Origin of the sequence: Methylosinus sp. Ce-a6 (assembly GCF_009811655.1) — a bacterium.
In the GTDB taxonomy this organism is placed as follows: Bacteria; Pseudomonadota; Alphaproteobacteria; order Rhizobiales; family Beijerinckiaceae; genus Methylosinus.
In genome coordinates this window covers 32,336-48,506 of record NZ_BGJX01000008.1, presented here as the reverse complement: position 1 = coordinate 48,506, position 16,171 = coordinate 32,336, and the positions used below count along the sequence as shown (strand labels likewise).

Here is a 16,171-nt window from a genome sequence, read left to right as displayed (position 1 = left end):
GGGCTATTCTTCCACGTCGGGGAGAGGAACGGCGTCGCTTCGCCCGTGCCAACTGTCCGGCAAGAAGCGGATCATTCCGTTCTCAACGAAGGAGTGACAACGCTTCGGGCCATCCGGCATGCAGAGCATGCTCGGCGAAAACGTCGGACGCTCGAAGTCCCCGTTGAAGGTCCAGTTCGGCCGCGTTTTCGATCCTACGGTGAACGGATGTTCGTAGCCGCAGGCCGGGCACATGACTGCGAAAATATGGTCACCGTATTGGTTCACCTTCATTTCGGAATCCTCGGAACCCAAAGCGTCACACAACGACAGTTTGCGCGCTGCTTTGCGCTCAGTGATGCGTCGCCGGGGAATTTGCAGCGCTCGCCGCCGACGACGAAATCGGCGTCCTTGTCGACGGTCTGTCCGTCCGCGTCGTGATGATCCGGCCTTGTGCGGGCGTCCTCGGTCGCGCCCCACTCCTTGTCGAGCGCGAGGCCTGTGGCGTTCGCTGCGGCCTCAGAGCCGACCTGCGAGGCGGTGTGCGTTTCCGTCCTCGCGATCACCAGCGCCCGCCTCTGTCCGATCTCGCCGCCGGTCTCGTCGCGCATCCGGCGCGCCAGCACGCGGGGCGGCTCGTTGGCCTCTTTGCCACGTTTCAGCGAGCCTCGGATCAGGCGTTTCAGCGATTGCGAGACACGCTGCACCATTTCGGCCGCGTGATGCGACAGCCAGTCGACGACAGCGCGCTCGGCAACGTCGAAGAGCGAGAGCAGCTTCTGTTCAAGCGCCGGCGCGCCGGTTTGCTCGAACACCACGCCGAACGCCTTCTCCCCCGTCAGCTCCTCGAGGACGAGTTGCGCGCTCGCCATTGCCGCAGTGCGCAGGCGGGCGCGAAGCGCTTTGGCGATGGCGGGCTCGAAGCCGGCCACAACCGCGACGGCGAGATGATCTTGTCCGGCCGCGACATGCGCCGCTGCGGCGCGACCCGCTCGAGCGAAAATCTTGCGAAGATCATGCGCAAGAGCGCGTTCATGGGATGCTGCAAGGCGCACATGGCGGGCAATGCGGCGTGCGCGGCGGGTGCGATTCATGGGAGTCGGTCACGCTCTGCGCAGGCGGCGATGGGGGCACAAACGATGTTAGGGCGTGGGGGCCGGCGGCCACCAATCGGCGGACTCTTCCTCAATCACCGGCGCGCCGATGTCCTGCATCACATAGGCGGACATCGTGACGCTCGGCGAGACGATCTGCGCGCCGGACCCGTGCGCTTCCTGGTGCGCCACGATCCATTTGCGGTCCACGCGCTGGCGCGGGATATCCCAGGTCTCGGTCCTGCCGCGAGGGTCGGTTTGGCCGTCTGGCGTCTTGCCGACGACGGCGCCACCCGCGTCGATCGCGTAGCGGCCGCGCGGAACAGCTCGCGCGCCCGCGCGTCGATCGCATCGACGGCCGCTTGCGCCTCGGCCTGCGTGGCGTAGACGAGGTATCTCACGCTGCGATCCTCCACCCGCCATCGGGCACGATCAGACGACGAGGCGGCGTGTAGATGCGCCTGGCGCGCTCGCGATTGGCGGCGAGGTCGATCACGCGCCAGCCTCGTTCGTCGGCCCACCTCTCCATCTCGTCGAGAGAGGCGCGCGGCGGTGCGTTTTTGTAGGGGTGGGCGGCAGGGAGTGACGACGCCGCGCCATACTGCCACGCCATATAGCTCTCGAGCTTTTGGCGTGTGACCGTGTCGAGCACGGCGTTGAGCACGACGATCATGCCGATATTTCCAGTATAGGTTTCTGCTCCGACGTTTCGTGTCCCGATTTCGGAAGTCGTGCTCGTAAATACGACTGAGGCGCTGCCAGAACCGGCCTCAGAACCATTGTGTGCAAAGCCGTAGGCGGCCCCGTCATAGGCTGCGATATCGACACTCACCGCACCGGCCACGCACGGGATTGTAGCGTGCCCTACTTCGACCGTAATACCTTTGACGATCGCAGCGAAGCCATCTGCTGCCCTGACTTGCACTTGATACCCGCCACTCGCCACACCCCCAATAATCGTCTGGTATGTCGCGATGTTGTTGACGACGTGCAACGCCGCGACCGTCCGAGGGACGCTTGAGCAATTCAGCGGGGTGTCCAGCCATCGAGAGCCGAACGTCAGACTTGGGCGGCTGTTTATTCCAGCAGCCGCGTAGATAGGCTGAACCGCTCCCGTCGCCTGCGTCGCCGATATCCCGCCGACTATCGACGCCCATGCGGGGACATTGGCCCCGGCGAGCGTGATGCTGCTCGACTCCAGCGCGCTCCACCACGCGGCGAGCGACGCGCCGAGCAGGAGCGGCGACCAGAGCGGGCGCTGAGACAGGGCGGCAGCCTTCATCATCGGCACGATCATCAGACAAACGCCGTGAGGCCGGAGGCCGTCGTGCCGGTCGCCAGGAACTTCTGCACGGCGAGGAAGACATATTCTCCGGCTGCGAGCGACGGAATCGTGAGCGTCGTTCCATCGGCGGTCTGAACGGCGACGTTGCCCGCCGTGCCGACGCGGAAAAAGTTCGCGTTCTGCGTCGCCGAGTCCGACAGCGTGACGTTGAACGCGTCGCGCGCGACATGCGCGCCGATCAGGACTCCACCGCCCATCTATTCCGCTCCGTCATTTGCTTCAGTGTTCGCGTCGTCGCTGACATCATCGGTCTCGTCATCCTCCGGCGCCGCGCCACCCTGTAGCGTCTCGCCCGCCGCCTCGAGCGGGATCAGCGCCGACGAGACGAGGATCACGTCGCCGCCCTTGACCGGCTTGCGGCCTTGAAGCTCGCGCTTCTCGTTGATCGTCAGCGAGGTCGATTTCTCGATACGATCCCACTGAGCGGCGCGCTCGTCGGCGAACACCTCGAGATCATCGGCGTCCGGCTCGATCCGAATATCTGCGCCGAACGCTGGCCCGAGCCACCACGACATCGCCCGGCACCATTGCGCGAGCAGCGGGAGAATCGTCTCGCGATACCAAGCCTTGTTCGCCTCTGCGTAATTCGCGAAGGTGTTGTCGCCGGGGATCCCGAGGATGAGCGGCGGCACGCCGAAGGCAAGGGCGATCAGGCGCGCGGCGCTGTTCAGGCCCTCGGCGAAATTCATGTCCTTGGGCGAGAAGCCCATCTCCTTCCAGTCGAGGCCGCCGTCGAGCAGGAGCGGCTTGCCGGCGTTCTGCGAGCCGGAGAACGATTCCTCGAGCTCGGCCTTCAGGCGCGCCAACTGCTCGTCCGTGAGCTTGTCGCCGCCATCCTTTGGCGCGTAGACGAGCGCGCCGGACGGTTGGGCCCCATTGCGCAAGAGCGCCACATTCCAGCGCAGCGCGCCGGTGTGCGCGTCGATCGAGAAGGCGGCCGGGTCGATCGAGGGCAGCCCGCGCCAATCATCGGTCGGGTTGTAATCGCGGACATGCAGGATCGGGACATTTCCCTTGGAGAGATCGACGTCGACCGTGCGTTCCTTGTCCCCGACCTTGAAGGTGTAGGCGGCGGCGAATCCGTCGGCTCCCGGCTTTACGGCCGTCTTCGCCGGCGACCAGCGGTAGAGTTCCTTCGGTTGCTTTCCGAGATCGACGCGCTCGGCGAAGAACTCCCCCGCGAGCATGAGATCGGCGAGCGTCGCCTGCACGAAGGCGGGCCCGTCCTGCGAGGGGTTCGGCCGGTTGAGGAGCGCGCGCAACTCCGGGATGTCTACCTCTTTGTCGCCCCGCATGATCGCGAGCGGCACCGCGGCGGCCGCGCGCGTCGTCTTCCAGACGCAGGCGTTGACGACGGGGTTTTGCTGATAGCCTTCCTTGGCGGACTGCTCGAACGAGCGACGCGGCCACTGCGGGAGATTGAGCACGCGCGCCGAGATCAGCGCGCCGACGGCGGAGGCTTTGTGCTCGATAATTTGTTTGCCCACTTTCGTGGCGGCGGAAATTATCGCCGGCCCGATTTTCTCCGTCAGCGGCGCATCCGCCCGACGGCGCGTGAACGGCCAGACCATCAGAGACGGCGAATCCGCGGTTCCGACCGATGCCCGGTCATGAGATCGGTCATGGCCCACACGAGCGCGTCGAGGCGGTCAGGGCTGTAGCCAGCTTTCTTCGCGTCGAAGTCCGGGGTCATGGCGCACATCTGATCCTCGAGCTTCGGGAACGAGCCGACATGATGCACGCGGCCCTGCGCGTAGATCATCGAAATCGGCTCGGCGCGGACGTATTTGCCGCGCGTGGCGTGCACGGCGCGGAATGGAATGTTCGGGTCGACCTGTCGCATGATCTCCTCGACCATCTCGCCGCCTTGGTTGACTTCGGCCACGATGCAGTCGGCGTTGAACATCTGATAGGCCGAGACCGCGCGCCGCGCCCATTCAGCCGGCCGATCGCCCTGGGAGGAATGGTCGGCAAGCACATAGCCCTGTCCGTCGGCGCAGCGGCCCGCGACGACGATTCCGCATTCGTCCGCCTTTTCGCCGGATGTCGCCGGCGGATCGATCGCGACCACGACGCGCGCGAGGTCCGGATAGGAGCGGACCCGCGTGTCGTCGATGAGCTTGCGGCTCCACAGCGCGCCGGGGATGTCCTCGAGCAGCTCGGCGTTCAGTTCCTGCCGGCCGAGGCGCGTGCCCTCATAGCGGCTGATGATCTGCCGGAAGAAGCCTTCCGCGAGATTGGCGCGGTTGTCGTAGGTCGAGCCCCGCGTGACAACGGTCGCGGGGTTGGCGAGCAGGTCCTTCAAGACCTGGATCGGCTTCGGCGTCGTGGTGACGACGCATTGCGGATTGCGGCCGAGGCGCAGGCCGAACTGCAGCATGTCCCATGTGTCCTGCGCGTATTGCCACGCGCAAAGCTCGTCCGCCCACCCCGCGCCGAACTGCGGGCCGCGCAGCGCCTCTGGGTCCTCGCCCGAGTAGAGCGTCGCGATTGCGCCGTTCTTCCAAGTCAGGCGGCGCTTCGAGGGCTCGTAGTGGGGCCGATCCCATGGCGGCGAGCACGCGAGGATCCCCGAGACGCCTTCGACCATGACGTCGCGCGCGTCGCCGGCGGTGGGCGCGACGAGCGCGAGGCGTCCGCAGGTTTCCTTCTTTTCCCGGACCCACTCGGCGCCGGTTTTGGTCTTGCCGAACCCGCGCCCCGCGAGGACCAGCCAAAACGACCAAACGCCGAGTGGGGCGAGTTGCTCGGGCCGCGCCCACGCGCGCCAGTCGAAGAGCAGCGCGCGCGCCTCACTCGGGCTGAGGCTCGCCAGAACCTTCGCGCGCTGCACCGGCGGCAGCGAGACGAGCGATGCGATCAGCGAGCTTGGATCGCGCGTCGTCGACTTCGATCGGACCGCCATCGGCCCCCGTATGTTCGTGCACCTCGCGCTCTTTCCAGCCCATGCGCGCCTTGGCCCAGAAGATGCCGGCGGATACGACAGGCGTCTGCTCGGCGCGGATCAGCTTGCCGCCGGCGTCGTATTGCGCGGGAGCGCCCACGGCCTGGCGGAACAGGGACTCGGCGACCTTCGCATTCGCGCGGACCATCCCGGTGTCGAGCTCGACGCGAAAATGCTTGTGCAGCGTCTTGAGGTCGATCGGCTTCCCCGTCCGCGGATTGAGGAGCAGCTTGCACATGTCCTCTTGCGGGATGCCGTAGGCGGCGAAGGCCTCGACCTGCTTTCGCTGCTCCTCTGTCGGCTCGAACGGCTTTCTTCCGGCCATGGCCCTTGACGCTCTCGGGATTTATTCTAGAATTACGAAGAAATCGGAAACGGAGGTGATTCCTTGGCGAAATCTACTGATTTGACCCTGGTCGAGCAGCAGATGTTGCTCGCGATTATGCGGTTACGTCCGAACGCCTACGGCGTGTCGATCCGTGACGAGATCAAGACGCGGACCGGGAAGGAATATTCGTTTGGTTCCGTTTACGCGGTGCTTGAGCGACTTGAGGATAGTGGACTGATCACGTCCCAAGAGGGCGAGGCGACCGCGGCGCGCGGCGGGCGGAAGAAGCTGTATTTCACGATTACCGGCAACGGCCAGAAGTCTTTGCAGGTGTCACTCTGTGCGATAGATGCGCTGCGCGAGGGATTCCCTTGGAAGGAGGCGTTGGCATGAACGTCTTCGTGGAGCGTCTAGGAATATTCCTTTTTGACAATCTGAAACGAGAGAAAGAGTTGATGGCTCGTGATCTCGCTAAACTCAAGCCAGATTTGGCCGTTGCGGGGACAGAAGATCTGGTCTTTTACAATAATAGAATTAGGCGGCTCGTAAAGGAGCGTCGTCTTCTCAGGAAGCAGTACGCTGATCTGAACGAGCAATTATCACTTTTCGAACAGGAACTTTGCTCGCCGCATAAGATGGACAGGCCAGCAGAAAACCTTGAACCTCCGCGAACAGCCGAGATGCTTGTTGGGGCTCTGACAAAAAAGCGATATCGAGACGCTTTGCTCATGGATCTAGATGAAGCCTTTCGACGTGACGTCACGTCGGGGATGTCGGTGGAGCGCGCCAGGAAGAGGTATTGGGCCGCGGCGCTCAACTCCGTCGGACCTCAGGTATGGGCGGCGGCGCGACGTATTGGCCTACTCGGGCTCCTCGCCGACTACGCTCGCCGCCTCTTTCACTGATTTGGAGCGTGCGGGTCCGCGCTGCCCGGCCGCTGCGCCGAATGGTGTTCGGCCATCGCCTGCTTCACACGCTTGGGATAGGGCTTCGCGAGCGGCACAACTGCCGACCGCATCTTGTCGTCCAACGGCATGAGGTATTTGTGCCGCACGAGGCCCCGTACCGCCTTCGCCGCAGGGTCGACGTTCTCGCGCAGCCATTCAATGTCGTGGCGCCCATACCGTGAGCCGACGCTGCGCCCGTGTCGCCGCTCGCCGCGTACCTCAATGGCGTAGGTCTCCTTCGCGCCCTCGTAAATCCAGCCGCCTGCCTGATACACGCCGCCATGGTGGCCCTGCTCGCCGGCGGCGTAGGAGATCACGAGCCGCATGCCTGGGCAGCGGTTGCGCAGCATGCGGAGCGCGATCGCGACGATCCTGCTTACCGGCGCTTCGTGCTCGCGAAGCGCGATGCGCGTCAACTCGCAGACCTCCAACTGCGTCAGCCCATAGGGCGAGCCGATCCTCGGCGTCGCGCCGCGGCTGAAGATCACGACGCCTTTGAACGCCTCGTTCTCCCATACACCGATGACGATGAGCCGGCCTGCGGGCACGGCGCGCGAATAGTGCCACTGTCGACAGGCGTAGGTGGCCGCGTCATGGCCGGCCCAGTCCAGCCGCAGCGTCATGACGGCTGGAAACGGTGTCCGCAGTTCGGACAGGCGACCGCCTTCTTTTCGTCGAGCGGCTTCACCGCGTCGAAGCTGATCGTCTCGAATTGCGGCGGCTCGCCGGGCAGTTCGACCGGATCGAAGCCGGCGAGCTTGAGATCGAACCCAACGGCGCCGAGCTCGCGCAGCTCGAAATCGAGCGCATCCGGATTCCACCGGCTTTCCTCGTTCGTGCGATTGTCGGCGAGGCGATAGGCGCGCGCCTGCTCGGGCGTCAGGTCCGCCGCGACATGGACGGGCACATGCGCGAGGCCCAGCCGTTTCGCCGCGAGCAGGCGCGCATGGCCGACGACGAGCACGTCCTCATTGTCGACCACGAGCGGCTGGCGCCAGCCGAATTCCTTGATTGCGGCCGCAACCTTCTTGATCGCGGTCTCGGGGATGATTCGCGGATTGCCCTCATACGGGCGCACGCGTTCGATCGGCCAAGCCTCCACGGCCAGCCCGGTAACGGTTTCTTGCATGACGATGAGCCAAGTTTCCCCGCCGTCGCGCACGGTGGCGGGGTGACCGGATGTCCGGCCGGCTTTCGGTCATGCGAGGTCACGACTCGCGGCTTGGGGCGTTGGCGCGCCCCGGCTCCCGCCCTTTTCAGGGCTGGAGAATTGGGATTTTCAGGGATTTCGGATGGAAGAAACGACAACGCCCGGCCGCTGGTGTCCAGCTCCGGGCGCGAATCTTCTCCGTAGCGATTTATGCCTTTCCGACTGTGCGCTGTCAATCGGCAATCGTTGGCCGATAGCCATCCGTCCCCCAATGGCCGAGCGCGCCTCGGTCCTTTCCCTTGGCGACGACGGCGAGGGCTTCGAGCGCCTCTCGGAATTCGGCGGCGATCTTCCGAGTTCCGCGGTCGCGGCCGAGGCCCTCGGACACGGCGATCTGCACGAAGGTCTGCCGATCCCCGAGCACGGCCCGCAGGATCAGGGCGCCGCGCTGGCCGCACTTCGAGCGCACATCGCGACATGCGGCGACGGCGGCGGCCGCGCGGTCGATAGCCCGCGCAATCACTGCTTCATGGTCGCCGGCGCCGGCGCTGGGCTCGATCGACACGGCTCCGCCGCCGATACGCGCCGCCTCGAGGATGCGCTCGAACGTCAGCCCGGCCTGATAGGCCTCCGTCGAGATTCGCCCGCGAGAATACTCCCGCTCGAGCGGATTGCCGGCGATGTTCACCGCAGCTTTCTGGCGCTTCAACCGCTCGCCCTCGATCGGGTTCGGGTCCGGCACCGCCGCGACGACGATCTCGATCTTGCCGCGCATCCGCCGCGGCGCGCGAGGCAGCGTAGGGCCGGGGTGCGTCGCCTCCTCGACCCGGTCATATCGCCCGTAGTTTTTTCGCCGCGCCGCCATCATGCCGCCCTCCGAACCATGTCGATGAACTCCGGACTGTCGATCCGAACCGTCGCCGAAGTTCGACCGCGCCTGACGATCGAGACCGGCCGCTCGAATTTTGGGCCGGCGACTATCCGGCCATCGGCGTCGATCTGCGCTCGCCGCATTCGCATTCGGACCAGCGCGACGCGCCAGAGCCGCGGCGGATATCCGTGATTTGCCCACGTCATGCCGCGTCATCCTCCGCCTCGGCATCGTCGCGCTTTGGCGGCCGACACGGCGCGTTTGGCTTTTCTGCCCGCGTGATCGTGATCCCGAGCTCCGCGGCGATCTCACGCAGCCGGCGCGACTGCGGCGGGATAGGGCCCCAAGCGTCGGCCCAAAACCCAGCTTCCTCCCAGCGCGCCAGATTGGCGCGGGCTGCGCGCTCCGGCCATTCGACGTCCAGCCAGCCGATGCGAAACATGCGCTCCGATGGTCCCGCGCTGTCCGCGGATGCAGTTCTCGACGGCCCCTCAGTCAGCGATTCTGCGACGATCCGCGCCCAGATTTTCCAAGTCCGAATCGGCTTTTCGCGGGGCCTCCGAGCCTCCGATGCGAGGCACAGCGAGACGCGCTCTTGCCCGGATTTCCTGACTATTTCGACCATCGGACCAATGACCTGGTCCTGCGGCGCAGCATCGCCAAGCGCAGCGCGACAGGCCCATTCGACCCGATCAAGCTCGGATTTCGTCAACCTCGCCCCGGGGTCGGGCGGCCGTTCGTCGGCAGGACGATCCGATTCCGCGGGCGCGCGGGGGACAGGACGCTGGGCTGGGGGATCATCAGTCTGTCCCTGTCCCTTACACTGTCCCTGTCCCTTAAGAGCGATTTCCGTAGGATTTCCCTTGCCTGTCTCTATGACAAAGCCGCCTTGTCCATCGGACATCCGTCGTTTGTTCCACGACACCTCCCTGCTTGTCGTCGTGACGTCAGAGTCTTGTCCCACGGACAACGCCGCATTGTCCCTCGGACATTCCGCCATTGTCCTGCTGGTGTCCCTCGGCTGTCCGGCGACGGTCTTCGCCATGTCCGCCGCGCGAGACGGGGACAGTGCCATCGGTTCCCCGGGCAGTTCGAGTGGCGGCAGACCCTTTTCCTTTCGCCTGGAATTCTCTTTCTTGACCCTCTCACACTCCTTCCGCCACCTGTGATGCGCCTTGTCGTTCCATGCGTTCGCCGCCTCTGCGCACACCGTCGGATGATAAAGGCGTCCGTCCGAGCATTTGATCCAGCCGCGAAGGGCGTCATCCCTCACGCTTGGCCAGCGTTCCGGAGAGCACATAGCTGCGTCGGCGAGAACGTCGTCATCGTCTTCCATCGACCCGGCTGGCAGCTCATGCCAGGACGCGGCCCACAAGTTCAGCGAATAGAAGCCGACCTCCGGGCGCCGCTTCGCGATGAGCCATTGTTTCGACCGCCGAAGCTGCTCGATGATGAGCGGCATGAACCGGAAGTCGCGCAGGTCGACGAATGGCGGGAGAAGAGGCTCGGGTAACGCGTTCACCATTTCCTCTCTCCATTGTCCAGGAACGATCGCGCGACGTCGCAGTAGAGATGGACAGTCTTCGTCGGCCCGAGACGGTTCTTCATGAGGATCACCTCGAGATCGTTCGCCCGAGCCGCCGCGCGCTCGCAGGCCTCGGAGTCGCCGTTGAGCACCTTCGGATCGCGCTGGTCGTAGTAGGAGGGTCGATGCAGGCCGATCACGACGTCGGCATCCTGCTCTATGGATCCCGAGTCCCGCAGATCGAACAGCTGCGGCCGCTTGTCGTCGCGCTTCTGATTTTCGCGGCTGAGCTGCGAGAGCAACACGACGGCGACCTCGAGGCGCTTTGCCATCGCCTTCGCGCCCTTCGTCACCTCGCCGATTTCGTCGACCTTGCGGCCGCGATAACGATCGCCGAAACCCATGATCTGTAGGTAGTCGATGAAGACCACGTCGAGCGTCTTCCCGACGCGCTCGAGGCGCTGCTTCGTGCGCTTGGCGCGGGATTCGATCTGCTCGATCGTGAGGCCCGGCGTCGCGTCGATCGTCACCGCGAATTCGTTGAACCGCTCCTCGACCTTGCGAAGCCGGTTGATCGCTTGCTCGTCGAGCGCGCCGGCGAGAATATCGCTGTAGGCGAGCGGCGCCGGGCCCGCGGCCATGGCGTTTGCCGCCATGCGGGCGGCGAGCTCGCGGCGATCGATTTCGAGGGAATAGACGTCGACGCCGAACTGGGGACGATCGTCCCGCACCCGTGCGACGCGGCGCGCGCTGGCGACGAGGAAGATCGTCTTGCCGGCGCCGGGATTGCCCGCGACGACATAGAGGCGGCCCGGGCGATAGCCGCCGCCGATGACCCGATCGAGGTCGACGAAGCCGGTCGAGGGAATGATCCGCGCGTTGCCGGCGGCCCGGTCCTCGGCCTCTCGAATGACGTCCGCGAGGCCCGCGCCGAGGGTCGTGCGTTCAGATTCCGCGCCGATCTGGCCGGAGTTGCGCAGGCCGATGATCTGCGCGTCCAGCTCGTCGAGCGTCGCCTGCAGGCGGCCGACGCCGGGCGCGCGCACCATATCCGCGGCCGCACCGGCGAGCGCGATAAGCTCGCGCCGCGCCCATGTGTCGACGATCATTTCGGCGTAGTCGCGAGCGTTGACGACTGTGGTCGCCTCGGCGGCGAGGCGCGCGAGATAGGCGCGGAGCGGCGGCGCGCCGTCCGGCATTTGCACATCGGTCAGCTGCGCGCCGACGGTGATGAGCGAGACCTTGCGGCTGGCGCCAGCCAGCTCGAGCATGCTCGAGTAGATGCGAGCATGCAGTTCTTCGCCGAAATGCCGGGCTTCGAGGAAGCCGACATTGGCGAGGGCGTGCTCGTTGAGGAGCAGGGCGCCGAGGAGGGCTTGCTCGGCTTCGATGACGACCGGGAGGGCGGCGTCTTGGCCGGGCGCGTGGGCGTTCATGCCGCACCCTCTAAGAGAGGGAGGTCGACCTTCCGACGCGCGCCGACAGGGGACGCGAGTTCGTCCGGCGCGTAATTGGCGGCGACCAGCGCTCTTGCCACAACGGGCGAAACGCTATTGCCGCACATGCGGATTTGTGCGGTCTTGGTGAGCGCGATCGGCCCATCCGCCGTCATGCCCATCTCGATGCGATAGCTATCCGGAAAGCCCTGCGCGCGAAACAGCTCGCGCGGCGTCAGCATGCGCATGCCGATGTCGTCGATCGCGTAAAGCTCGCCGCGCACCTCGACGAGGCCGAAGCGATCTTTCGTCGTCACCGTATGCAGCGGCTCGCCGAGACGAGGATCCTGATCGGAGCCGTAATATTTGACGAGGAAGGCGCGCACCTCGGCGGCGTGCGATCCGCCGGCGGTCACGGTCCGCGCCGGGTCCTGCAGGTCGCCGCCGCTCCCATCATTGGAGCCGTAGAGATTGGACAGGAACCCCGCGACGATGGCCTGCTGCGTCCCGCGATGGACGATCGTCGAGAGCGGCTCGGACGCATCGCGCCCGACATTGCCTGTATTGTGCTGGGCGAGAAAGGCCGCGACGACCGCCTGCTGCCGGCCGCTCGTCGTGAGCGTCGATAGCGGGGCTGCGGCTTCGCGCCCGATATGGCCATCGCCATTATGCTGTGCCAGATAGGCCGCGACGACCGCTGTCTTGCCGCCGCCGCCCGCGGTCACCGTGCCGACCGGCTCGTCGGCGGCGGAGCCGACCGAAGCGCCGAACTGCCGCGACAGATGCACGGCCGCGAGGCTCCCGCCATTCTGCGTCGGCACGACGGTGGCGATCGGCTCCTCGACCGAGCGCGTCCGCGGCTCCTGCCCGGGCCTCTCGCCATAGCGCGGAACGAGGAAAGGCGCGACCAGCGCATGCTCGCCGCGCTGTGCTGTCGTCACCGTGCGCAGCGGCTCGTCGATCCCGTGCACGCGCGCGTCGCCGGCATGGGTCACCGGGACGATGAACGGCTCGGCCACATCGAGCACATAGCGCTTCACGCCCTTGGCGATGCGCGCCATCGTGTTTGGCGCCAGCGGGCGATTGACGCCGATCGCGCGGCCTTCCTCGCGCGAGAGAAAGATCGACGGGCAGGGGATAGACCAATCGATGATCTCCGCCGCCGTGCGCCACGGTGCCCGCGCGCCGGCGAGGACCTCGGGCGACCCCGGCGCGCCATGCGTCGGCTCGGGCCAGACGATCGCGCGCCCGTCGCGCCTGGCGACCAGGAACAGCCGCTTGCGAATCGTTGGCGCGCCAAAGTCGCAGGCGCGCAGCTCGCGCCAGTCGACGCGGTAGCCAAGCCGACGCAGCTCGCCGACGAATGCGTCGAATGTCTGCCCCTTGCGCTCCTTGCACGGACGCCCTTCGAGATCGAGCGGACCCCAATCCCGGAACTCTTCGACGTTTTCGAGCAGGATGAGGCGCGGCCGCACCTGCCGCGCCCAGCGCACGACCACCCAGGCGAGATCGCGGATTTCACGCTTGACCGGCTTGCCGCCTTTCGCTTTCGAGTGGTGCTTGCAATCGGGGCTGGCCCAAAGCAGCCCGACGGGCCGCCCGCGCGTCACGCCGACTGGATCGACCTTCCAGACATTATGCGGCAAGTGCAGCGTCGCCGGATGATTGGCGGCGTGCATCGCAAGCGCCTCGGGGTCATGATTGATGGCGATGTCCGGCGAGCGGCCGAGCGCCATTTCGATCCCGAGCGACGCGCCCCCGCCGCCGGCGAATGAATCGACGATCAGTTCAGATGATGCGGACGAGCCCTTCATGCCGCGCGCCCCCGCTGCTGGCCCGGCACGTCGAACTTGCCGGCCTCGTTTCCAAACGTGTCCCAGCCGGCCCGCGACTCGCGCGAGAAGACTTCCGCATAGGGCCCGGCGCAATATTGCTCGATCCGCCGATAGGACTCGTCCGGCTTGCGGGAATGCTCGCGGCGCGGCGCGATGACGATCTCTCGCACGTCGCGACGAAGCCGCTTCGGCGCGCCGACTTTGAACAGGAGGCAATCCTCGCCGTTCTTACGAGTCGTGAAGCCCTGCCCGACGAAAAAGGAGTCGCGATGCACGAACATCGCCTCGCCGCCATTCGCCCCGACCTGGTGGGTCTTGATCCACAGAAAGGCGCGACCGGAATAGCGGACCCGCTGCTTCCGCCATGCCGGAGCGATGACGCGCCAGAACCGCTCGGCGATCGGAGACGTGATCCACACGAAGAAATGACAACCATCGGGGTGCGCCAGCTCGGCGAGCGGGAGGGCAGAGATCTCCGCGTCCGTCATACGGGGGTAGTGCTGCGGGCGGCCCTTCGTGCCGGCGGAAAACAGCCATGGCGGATCAACGACGGCCGCGCGATAATGATGCGGCGTGAGGTCGCCGAATGGCCAGTTCGTCACCGTGCGCCCCCGTCGTCTCTGAGCAGCGCCGCGACCTCGGCGCGCATCCCCTCCGGCAATTCCGGCAACCAACGCCGGAGCAGCGCGAGCGCCTCTTTCCCTTTCCGAACGCCGTTCTCGTTCTCCTTCAGCCACTCGAGCGTCCGCGCCGCCGCCTCGGCGTGCGGGGCCGCATAGGCGCGCTCTTTCGCGCTCGGCGACTTTAGGCCGGCGAGCACGTCATGACCGAGCCATGCGGCGGCGATCTGCTGTGTGATGCTCGGCTTCGCGGTCATGCGGCCCCTCGCTTCTGCGCGAGCGCCGACCGCTCGGGCGGCGGGTCGCCGCAGATCGCCGCCGTGACATCGCCGCGAGAACTGCGGGGACGGGAGCGCGGCGGCGCGGGAATAGCGTCGACGTCTCGGAGGATCGGCGCCGCCGCCGGCGCGCTCTTCCCCAGTGGGACGTCTTCGGGAAGCGCGCAGGGCGCCAGGGGCGTAACGGCTTCTGACGGGCCGGGTTCGACACCGGCTGGGTTCATCGGCGGTTGTCCGATCTCTCGGCTCAATGGCGTCGCCAATCCGCTTTCGCGTCCGAGGTCATTCCTCGGCCTGACCCGAGTTTGCCTTTCCGCGTGTCCTTCCACGCCGCCGTCAGAACTCTTTGCGGTCTCCTGCGAAGCCGCCGTCACTGCCAAGCGGATCGCCGCGATCTTCGCCTCGTCCCACCAAATCGGCCCTTTGCCGCGCCGATAGGATGCGAGCAGCGCGCGGGAGCCGACCATCGTGCTCTGCGTGAAGATCCCGACGCCTACGGCGATGGCGCGGTAGGCGTTCCCCGGGAAGGCGTCGACAAGCGCCGCGAACGCCAGCCACCGCGCGCGACATCCTGGAACGCCGCGCGCAACAGCCTCCGGATCCTCGCCCTCGAGGCGCGCCGCCGCGACGATGGCTGTGGCGATCTCGTCTGCGGTGCAGAATGCCGTCATGCCGCCCTCGCAGCTTTTCGATGTTTCTCGCGCCACTCGGCGGACGCGCGCTTTGCCTTCTCCGGCGTCGTGTAGCCGATCCGCGCGTGCTGGCCGCAGTAGGGCCGGCCCGCAGCGAGACTGGCTCCGCCCGCTCCGCAGAAATGGAAGTCGTCGGAACCTGGAGTCCCGATCGGCCAGCGGCATGCGCCATCCGTCAAATCGAACAGCTTGACGCGCTTCGATTCCTGGATCGCGACATCCGCGATCGGCGCGATGACAGGCGCCGGCGCCGCGAGCGCCTTCTCAGGCGGCACACGAGGCGCGATCGGGTTCGACATCGCGATCGTCGGCAGGTGCGTTGGCTCGAGGCGGGCCGGTTCTGACGACGCTGTCGGCTGAGGCGCCGGCTCCGTCGCTGCGAGGCTGACGGGCTTTTTGGCTCGGCGAATCTTCCGCGTATTCTGGACGCTGTGAAAATGCAGCCCCAGCCTCGTCGCCTTTCCAACGACGGCGTTTCGCGTGGCGTAGCCGCCAAACTCGCGGCTCAACGCCTCGGCCGCATATCCGGAGCTTTCTCCGTCTTTGACGAGCCGGCGTAACGCTTCGATCGCCGCTGGCGTCCAGTTGAAATCAGCCATTGGCCGTCTCCTCGAAAAACACGAGCTCGCGCGGCTGAACGCGGGCGAAGGTGGCGGCCGCGTAGTCGAAGAGGGCGCAGGCGTCGCTGCGATCGGTGTCTCGGCAATCGCGCGGCACATATCCAAGCGCCTTGGCGCGGTTGAGCACCGCGGCCTTCGTGTCTTTGCGCTCGCCCATGTTCGCGCGCCCCAAGAAATGCTTGCGGATCGTCGCCGGGTGCGGCTTCTCGATCCGCATTCCCCGCGCCATGCCCTCGGCGACTGCGACGCCGAAGCACATGAGCTGCAGGATCACCGCATCGGCGGACTTCTGCGCGGCGGGATTCAAGAAATGCTCGAGCGCGAGAAGGTCGAACCGCTCGAGTGTGAAGCGGTCGCGCAGGAAGGCGCGCATATTGAACGCTGCGACCTCCGGCGGCTCGCCGGGGCGCTTCAGGCGCACGCTCCCGGACTGCGGAATCGCTCCGGCCTCGCCGAAGGCAAAGCCGCATGTCGTCGCAATGTCGAGCGCAGCGATCCGCACGTGAC

Annotated in this window: 21 protein-coding genes; 3 read left to right on the top strand and 18 right to left on the bottom strand. The window is 66.2% G+C overall.

Features of this window, described 5'->3' with window-relative positions; genetic code table 11:
* Positions 1-3 precede the first annotated feature (3 nt).
* Positions 4-273: a DUF6527 family protein gene (locus Mspo_RS07475; RefSeq protein WP_201281650.1), complete on the bottom strand. Its 270-nt coding sequence runs from the start codon at positions 271-273 to the stop codon at positions 4-6.
* Positions 270-689, bottom strand: a complete 420-nt coding sequence (locus Mspo_RS07470) for a phage minor head protein (RefSeq protein WP_159728368.1) — start codon at positions 687-689, stop codon at positions 270-272. The genes Mspo_RS07475 and Mspo_RS07470 overlap by 4 nt, the downstream gene beginning before the upstream one ends.
* Between Mspo_RS07470 and Mspo_RS07465 the strand changes: the two genes are divergently transcribed.
* Positions 669-1,460 (top strand): hypothetical protein, encoded by a 792-nt coding sequence (locus Mspo_RS07465; protein WP_159728366.1) that lies wholly within the window; start codon positions 669-671, stop codon positions 1,458-1,460. The two genes, Mspo_RS07470 and Mspo_RS07465, sit on opposite strands and share 21 nt — an antisense overlap.
* A gap of 10 nt (positions 1,461-1,470) precedes the next feature.
* Here Mspo_RS07465 and Mspo_RS07460 read toward each other — a convergent pair whose 3' ends face one another.
* From Mspo_RS07460 to Mspo_RS07440, 5 genes are read right to left on the bottom strand one after another with little or no spacing between them, the layout of a single operon-like run.
* Positions 1,471-2,370 (bottom strand): hypothetical protein, encoded by a 900-nt coding sequence (locus Mspo_RS07460; RefSeq protein ID WP_159728365.1) that lies wholly within the window; start codon positions 2,368-2,370, stop codon positions 1,471-1,473.
* Entirely contained in the window at positions 2,370-2,615 is a 246-nt protein-coding gene (locus Mspo_RS07455; RefSeq protein ID WP_159728363.1) for a hypothetical protein, read from the bottom strand. The genes Mspo_RS07460 and Mspo_RS07455 overlap by 1 nt, the downstream gene beginning before the upstream one ends.
* Complete coding sequence (locus tag Mspo_RS07450; RefSeq protein WP_159728361.1) at positions 2,616-3,989, bottom strand: phage portal protein; 1,374 nt, start codon at positions 3,987-3,989, stop codon at positions 2,616-2,618.
* Positions 3,989-5,260 (bottom strand): DNA-packaging protein, encoded by a 1,272-nt coding sequence (locus tag Mspo_RS07445; RefSeq protein WP_244613238.1) that lies wholly within the window; start codon positions 5,258-5,260, stop codon positions 3,989-3,991. The genes Mspo_RS07450 and Mspo_RS07445 overlap by 1 nt, the downstream gene beginning before the upstream one ends.
* Entirely contained in the window at positions 5,211-5,687 is a 477-nt protein-coding gene (locus Mspo_RS07440) for a hypothetical protein (RefSeq protein ID WP_159728359.1), read from the bottom strand. Before Mspo_RS07440 ends, Mspo_RS07445 begins: the two co-directional genes overlap by 50 nt.
* A 63-nt stretch (positions 5,688-5,750) precedes the next feature.
* Here Mspo_RS07440 and Mspo_RS07435 point away from each other — a divergent pair, with 63 nt between their 5' ends.
* A complete protein-coding gene (locus tag Mspo_RS07435; protein WP_159728358.1) occupies positions 5,751-6,083 on the top strand; it encodes a PadR family transcriptional regulator in 333 nt (110 codons plus the stop codon).
* The gene (locus Mspo_RS07430) at positions 6,080-6,595 is read left to right on the top strand and encodes a hypothetical protein (RefSeq protein ID WP_159728356.1); all 516 of its coding nucleotides are present in this window, start codon (positions 6,080-6,082) and stop codon (positions 6,593-6,595) included. Before Mspo_RS07435 ends, Mspo_RS07430 begins: the two co-directional genes overlap by 4 nt.
* On the opposite strand, the gene Mspo_RS07425 is transcribed toward Mspo_RS07430, so the two are convergent.
* The 11 genes from Mspo_RS07425 to Mspo_RS07375 all read right to left on the bottom strand — a co-directional run bounded on the left by Mspo_RS07425 (position 6,589) and on the right by Mspo_RS07375 (position 16,166).
* Complete coding sequence (locus tag Mspo_RS07425) at positions 6,589-7,260, bottom strand: protein Mom (RefSeq protein ID WP_159728354.1); 672 nt, start codon at positions 7,258-7,260, stop codon at positions 6,589-6,591. The two genes, Mspo_RS07430 and Mspo_RS07425, sit on opposite strands and share 7 nt — an antisense overlap.
* Positions 7,257-7,766 (bottom strand): ParB N-terminal domain-containing protein, encoded by a 510-nt coding sequence (locus tag Mspo_RS07420; protein WP_244613227.1) that lies wholly within the window; start codon positions 7,764-7,766, stop codon positions 7,257-7,259. The genes Mspo_RS07425 and Mspo_RS07420 overlap by 4 nt, the downstream gene beginning before the upstream one ends.
* Before the next feature lie 253 nt (positions 7,767-8,019).
* Positions 8,020-8,562, bottom strand: coding sequence for a hypothetical protein (locus Mspo_RS07415; RefSeq protein WP_159728352.1), 543 nt, complete (start codon positions 8,560-8,562; stop codon positions 8,020-8,022).
* 298 nt (positions 8,563-8,860) lie between these two features.
* Positions 8,861-10,183 carry a DUF1376 domain-containing protein gene (locus tag Mspo_RS07410; RefSeq protein ID WP_159728350.1) on the bottom strand — a complete coding sequence of 441 codons (1,323 nt, stop codon included), beginning with the start codon at positions 10,181-10,183 and terminating at the stop codon, positions 8,861-8,863.
* Positions 10,177-11,619 carry a DnaB-like helicase C-terminal domain-containing protein gene (locus Mspo_RS07405; protein ID WP_159728348.1) on the bottom strand — a complete coding sequence of 481 codons (1,443 nt, stop codon included), beginning with the start codon at positions 11,617-11,619 and terminating at the stop codon, positions 10,177-10,179. Before Mspo_RS07405 ends, Mspo_RS07410 begins: the two co-directional genes overlap by 7 nt.
* Positions 11,616-13,433, bottom strand: a complete 1,818-nt coding sequence (locus tag Mspo_RS07400) for a DNA cytosine methyltransferase (protein ID WP_159728346.1) — start codon at positions 13,431-13,433, stop codon at positions 11,616-11,618. The genes Mspo_RS07405 and Mspo_RS07400 overlap by 4 nt, the downstream gene beginning before the upstream one ends.
* Positions 13,430-14,056, bottom strand: coding sequence for an MT-A70 family methyltransferase (locus tag Mspo_RS07395; protein WP_159728344.1), 627 nt, complete (start codon positions 14,054-14,056; stop codon positions 13,430-13,432). Before Mspo_RS07395 ends, Mspo_RS07400 begins: the two co-directional genes overlap by 4 nt.
* On the bottom strand, positions 14,053-14,331 hold the full coding sequence (locus Mspo_RS07390; protein ID WP_159728343.1) for a hypothetical protein: 279 nt from the start codon (positions 14,329-14,331) through the stop codon (positions 14,053-14,055). The genes Mspo_RS07395 and Mspo_RS07390 overlap by 4 nt, the downstream gene beginning before the upstream one ends.
* The gene (locus Mspo_RS07385) at positions 14,328-15,023 is read right to left on the bottom strand and encodes a hypothetical protein (protein ID WP_159728342.1); all 696 of its coding nucleotides are present in this window, start codon (positions 15,021-15,023) and stop codon (positions 14,328-14,330) included. The genes Mspo_RS07390 and Mspo_RS07385 overlap by 4 nt, the downstream gene beginning before the upstream one ends.
* Positions 15,020-15,643, bottom strand: a complete 624-nt coding sequence (locus Mspo_RS07380; RefSeq protein ID WP_159728341.1) for a GcrA family cell cycle regulator — start codon at positions 15,641-15,643, stop codon at positions 15,020-15,022. The genes Mspo_RS07385 and Mspo_RS07380 overlap by 4 nt, the downstream gene beginning before the upstream one ends.
* The gene (locus tag Mspo_RS07375) at positions 15,636-16,166 is read right to left on the bottom strand and encodes a hypothetical protein (protein WP_159728340.1); all 531 of its coding nucleotides are present in this window, start codon (positions 16,164-16,166) and stop codon (positions 15,636-15,638) included. The genes Mspo_RS07380 and Mspo_RS07375 overlap by 8 nt, the downstream gene beginning before the upstream one ends.
* Positions 16,167-16,171: the final 5 nt, after the last annotated feature.

What these genes read in the sequence shown, in the direction of transcription:
- Mspo_RS07410 (WP_159728350.1), bottom strand. Translation starts at nt 10,183, where the DNA reads ATGGTGAACGCGTTACCCGAGCCTCTTCTCCCGCCATTCGTCGACCTG.
- Mspo_RS07440 (WP_159728359.1), bottom strand. Translation starts at nt 5,687, where the DNA reads ATGGCCGGAAGAAAGCCGTTCGAGCCGACAGAGGAGCAGCGAAAGCAG.
- Mspo_RS07405 (WP_159728348.1), bottom strand. Translation starts at nt 11,619, where the DNA reads ATGAACGCCCACGCGCCCGGCCAAGACGCCGCCCTCCCGGTCGTCATC.
- Mspo_RS07415 (WP_159728352.1), bottom strand. Translation starts at nt 8,562, where the DNA reads ATGCGCGGCAAGATCGAGATCGTCGTCGCGGCGGTGCCGGACCCGAAC.
- Mspo_RS07385 (WP_159728342.1), bottom strand. Translation starts at nt 15,023, where the DNA reads ATGACGGCATTCTGCACCGCAGACGAGATCGCCACAGCCATCGTCGCG.
- Mspo_RS07455 (WP_159728363.1), bottom strand. Translation starts at nt 2,615, where the DNA reads ATGGGCGGTGGAGTCCTGATCGGCGCGCATGTCGCGCGCGACGCGTTC.
- Mspo_RS07470 (WP_159728368.1), bottom strand. Translation starts at nt 689, where the DNA reads ATGGTGCAGCGTGTCTCGCAATCGCTGAAACGCCTGATCCGAGGCTCG.
- Mspo_RS07430 (WP_159728356.1), top strand. Translation starts at nt 6,080, where the DNA reads ATGAACGTCTTCGTGGAGCGTCTAGGAATATTCCTTTTTGACAATCTG.
- Mspo_RS07460 (WP_159728365.1), bottom strand. Translation starts at nt 2,370, where the DNA reads ATGATCGTGCCGATGATGAAGGCTGCCGCCCTGTCTCAGCGCCCGCTC.
- Mspo_RS07380 (WP_159728341.1), bottom strand. Translation starts at nt 15,643, where the DNA reads ATGGCTGATTTCAACTGGACGCCAGCGGCGATCGAAGCGTTACGCCGG.
- Mspo_RS07450 (WP_159728361.1), bottom strand. Translation starts at nt 3,989, where the DNA reads ATGGTCTGGCCGTTCACGCGCCGTCGGGCGGATGCGCCGCTGACGGAG.
- Mspo_RS07420 (WP_244613227.1), bottom strand. Translation starts at nt 7,766, where the DNA reads ATGCAAGAAACCGTTACCGGGCTGGCCGTGGAGGCTTGGCCGATCGAA.
- Mspo_RS07475 (WP_201281650.1), bottom strand. Translation starts at nt 273, where the DNA reads ATGAAGGTGAACCAATACGGTGACCATATTTTCGCAGTCATGTGCCCG.
- Mspo_RS07400 (WP_159728346.1), bottom strand. Translation starts at nt 13,433, where the DNA reads ATGAAGGGCTCGTCCGCATCATCTGAACTGATCGTCGATTCATTCGCC.
- Mspo_RS07425 (WP_159728354.1), bottom strand. Translation starts at nt 7,260, where the DNA reads ATGACGCTGCGGCTGGACTGGGCCGGCCATGACGCGGCCACCTACGCC.
- Mspo_RS07390 (WP_159728343.1), bottom strand. Translation starts at nt 14,331, where the DNA reads ATGACCGCGAAGCCGAGCATCACACAGCAGATCGCCGCCGCATGGCTC.